This window comes from Streptomyces calidiresistens (genome assembly GCF_014141525.1).
GTDB lineage: Bacteria > Actinomycetota > Actinomycetes > Streptomycetales > Streptomycetaceae > Streptomyces > Streptomyces calidiresistens.
Window position 1 is genome coordinate 1 of sequence record NZ_VKHS01000157.1, and the last position, 8,707, is coordinate 8,707.

At 74.2% G+C, this 8,707-nt stretch carries 8 protein-coding genes; 4 read left to right on the top strand and 4 right to left on the bottom strand.

Translation table 11 applies throughout. From position 1 onward, the window contains the following. Window positions 1-170: 170 nt before the first annotated feature. On the top strand, window positions 171-566 hold the full coding sequence (locus tag FOE67_RS09340) for an ArsR/SmtB family transcription factor (protein ID WP_182662443.1): 396 nt from the start codon (window positions 171-173) through the stop codon (window positions 564-566). After that, complete coding sequence (locus tag FOE67_RS09345; protein ID WP_182662445.1) at window positions 563-2,539, top strand: heavy metal translocating P-type ATPase; 1,977 nt, start codon at window positions 563-565, stop codon at window positions 2,537-2,539. Before FOE67_RS09340 ends, FOE67_RS09345 begins: the two co-directional genes overlap by 4 nt. 32 nt (window positions 2,540-2,571) lie before the next feature. Here FOE67_RS09345 and FOE67_RS09350 read toward each other — a convergent pair whose 3' ends face one another. Further along, window positions 2,572-3,243, bottom strand: coding sequence for a response regulator (locus FOE67_RS09350; RefSeq protein ID WP_182662447.1), 672 nt, complete (start codon window positions 3,241-3,243; stop codon window positions 2,572-2,574). Continuing rightward, window positions 3,209-4,474 carry a sensor histidine kinase gene (locus tag FOE67_RS30330; protein ID WP_182662449.1) on the bottom strand — a complete coding sequence of 422 codons (1,266 nt, stop codon included), beginning with the start codon at window positions 4,472-4,474 and terminating at the stop codon, window positions 3,209-3,211. The genes FOE67_RS09350 and FOE67_RS30330 overlap by 35 nt, the downstream gene beginning before the upstream one ends. 254 nt (window positions 4,475-4,728) lie before the next feature. On the opposite strand from FOE67_RS30330, the gene FOE67_RS09360 reads away from it, so the two are divergent. Then, a complete protein-coding gene (locus FOE67_RS09360; RefSeq protein ID WP_182662452.1) occupies window positions 4,729-5,988 on the top strand; it encodes a DUF418 domain-containing protein in 1,260 nt (419 codons plus the stop codon). 280 nt (window positions 5,989-6,268) lie between these two features. Then, window positions 6,269-7,198 carry a glycoside hydrolase family 19 protein gene (locus FOE67_RS09365; RefSeq protein WP_182662454.1) on the top strand — a complete coding sequence of 310 codons (930 nt, stop codon included), beginning with the start codon at window positions 6,269-6,271 and terminating at the stop codon, window positions 7,196-7,198. A gap of 123 nt (window positions 7,199-7,321) precedes the next feature. Here the strand turns inward: FOE67_RS09365 and FOE67_RS09370 are convergent, their stop codons facing one another. Together FOE67_RS09370 and FOE67_RS09375 are read right to left on the bottom strand one after the other, a co-directional pair. Further along, window positions 7,322-7,663 carry a MerR family transcriptional regulator gene (locus FOE67_RS09370; RefSeq protein ID WP_182662456.1) on the bottom strand — a complete coding sequence of 114 codons (342 nt, stop codon included), beginning with the start codon at window positions 7,661-7,663 and terminating at the stop codon, window positions 7,322-7,324. 584 nt (window positions 7,664-8,247) lie between these two features. Beyond that, complete coding sequence (locus tag FOE67_RS09375; protein WP_182662458.1) at window positions 8,248-8,571, bottom strand: SCO5918 family protein; 324 nt, start codon at window positions 8,569-8,571, stop codon at window positions 8,248-8,250. Window positions 8,572-8,707 lie beyond the last annotated feature (136 nt).

The following is an 8,707-nucleotide window of genomic DNA, read 5'->3' on the forward strand; positions in this document are numbered from 1 at the left end:
GGCCTGCCCTCCCCCACCGCCGAGTCCGGTCGCGGGCTGCCCCTCGTCGCCCTTTTCGCCGACCGCTGGGGCGCCGACCCCCATCCCCCGACCGGCAAGACCGTCTGGGCCGAGGTGGCCACCGCCCCCTCACCTCCCCCGGTATCGCCCATATTCGATATCATCGATGTATGACGATGAGTCCCGGCGGAACCCCGTCCCCGGCCGACTGCGGGGCCCCCTCCGCGGCGGTCGCCCTGTTCCGGTCGCTCGGCGACCCGGCGCGCCTGGCGATCCTGCACCGGCTGGCGGAGGGCGAGGCCCGGGTGACCGATCTGGTCTCCCGGCTGGGCCTGGCCCAGTCGACGGTGTCGGCGCACCTGTCCTGCCTGCGCGACTGCGGCCTGGTGACCTCCCGCCCGCAGGGCCGGGCCTCGCTGTACTCGCTCGCCCGGCCCGAACTCCTGGACCTGCTCGCCGCCGCCGAACGCCTCCTGGAGGCCACCGGCGAGGCGGTGGACCTGTGCCCGGGGTACGGCGCCCCGGCGGCCGTACCGGCCCCGTCACCGGCGGGAGGTGCCCGATGAGCGACGCGTGCGGCTGCGGCGACACCCCGACCGGGGCGGCCGGGGAGACCGGGACGGAGAAGGCCCGGGAGCCGGAGCACCTGTGGGAGGTCGGACAGTTCCGGGCCGCCGTGGTGGCCGGTGTCCTGCTGGTGGGCGGACTGGTCGCGGGCCGCCTCGACGCGCCCGGGCCGACCGACACCGTCCTGTACGCGCTCGCCCTGCTGGTGGCCGGCGCGACCTTCATACCCTCCTCGCTCCGGAGACTTCTCCGGGGCGGTATCGGGGTCGGCACGCTGATGACCATCGCCGCCGTGGGGGCGGTGCTCCTCGGCGAACTCCGCGAGGCCGCGATGCTGGCCTTCCTCTTCTCCATCAGCGAGGGCCTGGAGACGTACTCCCTGGCCCGCACCCGGCGCGGGCTGCGGTCCCTGCTGAACCTCGTCCCGGACGAGGCGACCGTGTTGCGGGACGGCGTCGGGGTCACCGTGGCGCCGGGTGAGCTGGGGATCGGCGACACGATGGTGGTCAGGCCGGGGGAACGCCTCGCCACCGACGGGACGGTCCGCTCGGGGCGCTCGGCACTGGACGTGTCCGCGATCACCGGCGAGTCGGTCCCGGTGGAAGCCGGGCCCGGGTCGGAGGTGTTCGCGGGGTCGATCAACGGCACCGGAGTGCTGGAGGTCGAGGTCACGGCGTCGGCCGGGGACAACTCCCTGACGCGGATCGTGCGGATCGTGGAGGCCGAGCAGGCCCGCAAGGGTTCCGGGCAGCGCCTGGCCGACCGCATCGCCCGCCCCATGGTGCCCGGCATCATGGTCGTCGCCGGCCTGATCGCGCTGATCGGAAGCCTGCTCGGCGATCCGGTCACCTGGATCGAGCGGGCCCTGGTCGTCCTGGTGGCCGCCTCGCCGTGCGCGCTGGCCATCTCCGTGCCGGTCACCGTGGTGGCGGCGGTCGGCGCGGCCGGCCGGTTCGGGGTGCTGATCAAGGGGGGTGCCGCGCTGGAGGCCCTGGGCCGGGTGCGCACCGTGGCCCTGGACAAGACCGGCACACTGACCCGCAACCAGCCCACCGTGGTGGGGACGGCGACCGTGGACGGCGTCACCGAGGGGGAGGTCCTCGCCCTCGCCGCGGCCCTGGAGGCCCGCAGCGAGCACCCCCTGGCCCGGGCGATCCTGGCCGCCGCCGGGGACGGCGTGTCCCCGGCGGCGGATGTGGAGGCCGTCCCCGGCGCGGGGTTGACCGGACGACTCGGCGGCCGCCCGGTCCGACTGGGCCGGCCCGGCTGGATCGACCCCGGCGGCCTGGCCGCACGGGTGGAGGACATGCAGCGGGCCGGGGCCACCGCCGTGCTCGTCGAGGACGCCGGTCGGGTCGTCGGCGCCGTCGCGGTGCGCGACGAACTGCGTCCGGAGGCAGCCGAGGTGGTCGCCCGGCTGCGCGCCGACGGGCGGAACGTGGTGATGCTCACCGGGGACAACCACCGGACCGCGGCCGCCCTGGCCGCCGGGGCGGGCATCACCGAGGTCCACGCCGACCTGCGCCCGGAGGACAAGGCCCGTCACATCGTCGGACTGCGCTCCGGCGGCCCGGTGGCGATGGTCGGGGACGGCGTCAACGACGCCCCCGCCCTGGCCGCCGCCGACCCGGGGGTCGCGATGGGCGCGATGGGCACCGACGTGGCCATCGAGACCGCCGACGTGGCGCTGATGGGCGAGGACCTGCGGCATCTGCCGCAGGCCCTCGACCACGCCGGGCGGGCCCGTCGGATCATGCTCCAGAACATCGTGCTGTCCCTGGGCATCGTCGTGGTGCTGGTGCCCCTGTCCCTGGTCGGCGCGCTCGGCCTGGCCGCCGTCGTGGCGGTGCACGAGGTCGCGGAGATCCTCGTCATCGCCAACGGGGTGCGGGCCGGACGCGCCAAGGCGGTGCCGATCGCGCCCGCGCCGGGGACGCCGGAGGTTCCGGCGGCGGTGGCCGCCCCGGCGTGAGCGCCCCGGCGCGCGGCGGCCCCCGTTCCGGGTCAGCGGGGGCCGTCGCCCCGGGCGGCCGGCCCGTGTTCGCGGGCGAGGATGGCGACCTGCACCCGGGAGCGCAGGTCCAACTTGGCGAGGATGTTCGAGACGTGCGACTTCACCGTCGTCTCGCCGATGTACAGACGGCGGGCGATCTGGTGGTTCGACAGCCCTTCCCCCAGACAGTCGAAGACCTCGCGTTCCCGCTCGGTGAGCCGCTCCACCTCCCGCCCCGGGCCCGGCGACGGCGGCGCGGCCCCGGCGAAGTGCGCGATCACCCGCCGGGTCACCTCCGGGGCGAGCACCCCATCACCCCGGGCGACCGCCCGCACCGCCTCCACCAGCCGTGCGCCCTCGACCGTCTTGAGCAGGAACCCCGCCGCCCCGGCCCGCAGCGCCTCGTGGACGTACTCGTCGAGGTCGAAGGTGGTCAGGACCAGGACCTGGCAGACCTTCTCCCCCACCAGGGCGCGGGTCGCCCCGATGCCGCCCCCGCCGGGCATCCGGACGTCCATCAGCACCACGTCGGGGCGCAGGCGCCGGGCCGCCTCCACCGCGCCGTTGCCGTCGGCGGCCTCCCCCACCACCTCGATGCCCGGCGCGCGCTCCAGGATGAGGCGCAGCCCGAACCGCACCGCCTCGTGGTCATCGGCCAGCAGGACCCGGATCGACACGCCCATCCCTTTCCGTCCGTGCGAGGGGCAGCACGGCGCGGACCCGCCAGCGCCCGTCGTGCTCCCCGGCGGTGATCGTCCCGCCGACCTCCGCGGCCCGTTCCCGCATGGTGAGCAGGCCGATCCCGGTGCCGCCGGCGCCCGCCGCTCCCCCGGTCGGCTCGTCGGTCGACCCGCCGAACATCCCGTCGGCCATCTCGTTGACCACCTCCACGTGCAGCCGGCCGTCCCGGACCCGGGCACCGAGCCACAGGCGCGGTCCCCGGCCGTGTTTGACGGCGTTGGTGACCGCCTCGCGGAGGATGCGGTGGGCCGCCAGTTCCACCGCCGCCGGCGTCCCGTCGGGCAGGGGGTCGAGAAACGCCGCCGCGTCCCCGTCCCGTCCGTCCCCCACGGCCAGGGGCGTCGGGTCGAAGCCCGCCGCCCGGGCCGAGTCCAGCAGGGCACCCGGGTCGGAGAGGCGGGCCGGGGCCGTCCGCGGGAGGTCGTGCGCCCCGGGCCCGGGGCCGCGCAGCAACTCGATCATGGCGCGCATCTCGCCCAGCGCGGCGAGACTGTTCTCCCGCATGCCGGCCGTGACCTTCTCCATCGCCCCGGGGTCCTCGCGCAGCGAGCGCGCCGCGTCCGCCTGGATGGCGATGGCGGACAGGTGACCGGCGATGACGTCGTGCAGGTCACGGGCCATCCGGGAGCGTTCCTCCGCGACGGCGGAGCGCCGGTCGAGTTCGGCGATGGTGGCCTGTTGGTCGGCCCGGGCGCGTTCGGCGTCCGCGAGTTCCCGTTCGCGCCGCAGTTCCACCGCCCACCACACCGGCACGAAGAGCACGGTCAGCACGAGGATGACCAGCAGGACGGCGGCCTGTCCGTCGTGCAGGACGACCAGGGCGAGCACACCGGCCGAGGCCGCCGCGAACAGGACCGCGCGCAGCAGGACGCGGCTCGCCCGGTGGGAACCGCGCAGGGCCGCGTTGTGGAGCAGTTCGCACAGGACCAGCAGCATGGGGATGCCGAAGCCGAACAGCGCGTCCACGGCGGCGAACGCCGCGCCGGCGCCCAGCGCGGCCACCGGTCGGTGCCTGCGCACCAGGACGGCCGCGCACGCGCCCGCCAGAGGCAGCAGTCGCCACCCCGGTGGCACCGACCACACGGTGAACGTCCCCTCGCCGCCGAAGAAGGGGTAGGCGCCCGCCAGGTAGAGGAAGGCTCCGAGGACGAAGAGCCCGGCGGCGGTCGGCACGTCCCCGCGCCCGGGGCGGAACCGGTCCCGGGGCCGGGGCACCCGGGGCGTCCACCGCGGCCACTGCGGCCCCCGCGAACCCGTCATTCCCCCAGGAGACCACGCGCGGCCCGGGGCGAACCACGTCCCGGGCGTCCCGCCGGTGGATCTCCTCCGAAGGTGGGAGAGGGGAGGCCGGTGCCCTCCTTTGTGAGGAGGGCCGTCCGTCCCCCCGGCCGGGGACGGCGGGAGCCGCTCGGGGCGACGCTGCCGGCATGAAGCCGTCGGACGCCGATTCCACCGCCCGCGCCGCCCGCGCCGATGCCCGTCCCGTGGCCCAGCCGCCTCCCCCGGCCGGGGGAGGCGGACGTGTCGAGGTCCTCGATCTCCTGCGGGGTATCGCCATCATCGGCACGCTCGGCACGAACATCTGGTTGTTCACCCATCCGCTGGGGCCGGCCTCGGCGTTCCTCGACATCCCGGAGGCGGACTCGGTCGGCGGCGCGGTGGAGGTGGCCCTGCGCGCCCTGACCAACGGGAAGTTCCTGGCCCTGCTGACCATCCTCTTCGGGGTGGGGTTGGGGTTGCAGTACCGGTCGGCGCTGCGGCGCGGCCGGGCGTGGCCCGGTCGGTACCCGTGGCGGGCGACGCTGCTCTTCCTGGAGGGCCTGCTGCACTTCGTCCTGGTCTTCGAGTTCGACGTGCTGATGGGATACGCGCTGGTCTCGATGATCGTCGTGTACCTCATGGTGCGCGGGGACGGGTGGGCCCGGGTGTGGCTGGTGGGGGCGGCGGTCCTGCACCTGCTCCTGGTGGCCGCCGTGACGGCCTCGCTGGTCCCGACCAATGACGGATCGGGCGGATCGGCGTCCGCGGAGACGACCCCCGCACCGGCGTGGGTCGAGGTGTACGAGACGGGGAGTTGGGTGGATCAGCTCGGGACACGGCTGGACAACGCGCTGCTGTTCCGGCTGGAGATGGTCCTCATACTCCCGATGGGGGTCGCGCTCTTCCTGGTCGGGGCGCGGTTGCTGCGGGCCGGGGCCTTCGAGCGCGGCGAACGCGGGGACCGGCTGCGCCGACGGCTCGCGTGGTGGGGCCTGGGGGCGGGCGTGCCGCTGAACGCGGTGACGGCCTTCGCCGGTCCGGACTGGTTCCTGGTGGACCGGTACGTGGTGCCCCCGCTGGTGGCCCTCGGGCTGTTGGGGCTGATCACCGAGTGGGCGCTGCGGACCACCGGCGGGCCCGGGCCGCTGCGGCGGGGTGTCTCGGCGGTCGGCCGCACCGCCCTGAGCTGCTACGTCTTCCAGAATCTCGCCGCCTCCGTCCTCTGCTACGGCTGGGGACTCGGCCTCGCCGCGGCATGGGACGGGGCCCGGCCGTGGTGGCCCGTGGTGGCGTGGGCGGTGATCGTGGCGGTGTTCATGGTCGGGGCGACGCTGTGGCTGCGCCGGTTCGAGCGGGGGCCGCTGGAGATCGTCCTGCACGCCGCGTACAGCGCGCCGCGACGCGCCTCCGCCCGCCGCGGTCGGTGAGCCCGGCCGGCCGGCGGCGGACCGGTCGGCGTGCGGCGGTTCCGTGTCCGTTCCGGGGCCGCAACCGCCACCCATCGGTCATTCCGGGCGGGAGTGGGGGTGTCCTGTGAAGAGCTGTTCCGGAACGTGGTCTAGACCTTGACGGGGCGGCTTTCAGCCGGCTTCAGTGGAGCCGTACGCCCCCGCGGGATCTCCCCGCCGGCGGGCCCACCCCCACACGGCAGCGCCCCGGCACGACGCCGGGCGGCGCGCCCTCCCCCACACTCCGAGGACTGACAGCGTGCTCAAGAAACGCTTCGTGACCCTGCTGACGACCGCGGCCCTCGTGACGGGACTCGCCGTCGCGTTCGGACCGTCGGTCAGCTCGGCATCCACCACCACGACGAGTTCGACGTCCTGCGAGACGGCTACCGACTGGCGGGCCGGCACGTGGTACCCGGCCGGCAGCATCGTCCGCTACAACGGCAGCTACTACCGCGCCGAGCACGAGAACCCGGGCTACGACCCGGTGATCAGCCACTGGTTCTGGCACCCGCACAACTGCGGCGGTGGCGGGAACAGCGGCGGTGGCGGCGAGAACCCGAACCCGAGCGGCTTCATCGTCAGCGAGGCCCAGTTCAACCAGATGTTCCCGAACCGGAACTCCTTCTACACCTACAGCGGGCTGGTCGCCGCGCTCGGCTCCTACCCCGGCTTCACCACCACCGGCAGCACCGAGGTGCAGCGCCGCGAGGCCGCCGCCTTCCTGGCCAACGTCAGCCACGAGACCGGCGGGCTGGTCCACATCGTGGAGCAGAACACCGCCAACTACCCCCACTACTGCGACTGGAGCCAGCCCTACGGCTGCCCCGCCGGCCAGGACGCCTACTACGGCAAGGGTCCGATCCAGCTGAGCTGGAACTTCAACTACAAGGCCGCCGGTGACGCCCTCGGCATCGACCTGCTCAACAACCCCCGCCTGGTGGAGACCGACGCGGCCATCTCCTGGCGCACCGCCCTGTGGTTCTGGAACACCCAGTCCGGCGCGGGCCGCATGAGCGGCCACCAGGCCATCGTCAGCGGGGCCGGCTTCGGCGAGTCGATCCGCAGCATCAACGGCAGCATCGAGTGCAACGGCGGGAACCCCGGCCAGGTGCAGAGCCGGATCAGCACCTTCCAGCGCTTCACCGAGATCCTCGGTACCACCCCGGGCGGCAACCTCTCCTGCTGAGTCGCCGTCCCGTTCCACCGTGCTCCACCGTCGTCCCGGCGGGCCCCGGCCCGTCGGGACGGCGCCGTTTCCGGCCGCCCCGGCCGTCCCCACCGGGCCCTCCGGGCGGGCCCGGGCACCGGATCAGGCGGAATCCGCCCCGGCCGACTCCTTCGCGGCGCGCCGGTACTCCTCGTTGATGCGCCGGGCCTCCTCGAGCTGGTCCTCCAGGATGATGATGCGGCACGCCGCCTCGATGGGTGTGCCGCGATCCACCAGTTCACGGGCCCGGGCGGCGATCCTCAGCTGATAGCGGGAGTAACGCCGGTGCCCGCCCGCCGATCGCAGGGGGGTGATCAGACGGGCCTCACCGATGGCACGCAGGAAGCCCGGGGTCGTGCCGAGCAGTTCGGCTGCCCGACCCATCGTGTACGCGGGGTAGTCGTCGTCGTCCAGCCGGTTGTCGAGCGGGGTCTCTGCTGTCATCTCACCTCAGACGTGGCACGTGTCGAGGGGCCCCGCGCCGTACGGCACCGGGGCCCCGAAGGAAATTCAACACCATCTGTCGGCTGTACCGCTCTGCCGACCTTGCGTTTCCGTCACCCGACCGATCGAGGGGCGGGTGGACGGGGGTCGTCGACGCTCGATGCGCGATCACCTTCCCATCCCCGGTCCTGCGGTACCCGGGCCGAGGGATTCTCGATCCGGGCGATTCCGATGGCGTTCACTCCTCCGTTTCGCGGGTCGATCCCGGGCCGGCTTCGCGGGGGGACGCCGCCGGTCGCGCCGCGGGCATCTCCCCGCGGACCCGGTCGGCCGTCTCCCCGGGGGTCCGGCCACCTCCACGGAAAAAACCCTAACCGGAGTGCCGGGCAATGTCTACTGCGACAAAGAGAGATTTCATCGCCCCGGGGCACATCATCACCCCACCGGGCGAACGCTCGCTTCCGGCGACCCCGGCGGGACACGGGCCCGCGCCCCCCGGCCCCCGGCCCCGACACAACGAACGAGGGCCCCGCCGACATTCGTCGGCGGGGCCCTCGTCGTGTCGCGTCAACGACGTCCGTCGCCTACCGGTCGTCCCGGATGGCGGCGGTGCCGAACAGCTGCGAGGCAGCCTGGAGCGGCGTGGGGGCGGGGGTGGCCGCGGCCACGGCGGCCGGGTCCTCGTGGCAGGTGAAACCGAGCCGGGCCATCGCCCGGGTGACCTCGCCGGAGGAGAAGTCACGGGGATCCTGACCCGTGAGAACCCGTCCCACCTGCTTGGCGGGATAGCGGTGACGACCGATGGTCACGGACGCGCCGGTGACCGGCTCGGGCGTGACGCCCTTCATGGTGGACAGCACACCGTTGCGGCTCAACTCGAACGGGTACCGGGCGATGACACAGCGCATGACACCTCACAGAAGTGGGAGGGGATGAGGATCGGAACGGGATGGCTTCGCGAAGGGGCGGCGGATCCGGCGACGACCGCGACGGCTCTCACCCCGCCCGGCCCACGGCGGAACGGCGACCCGCTCCCCCGCGCCC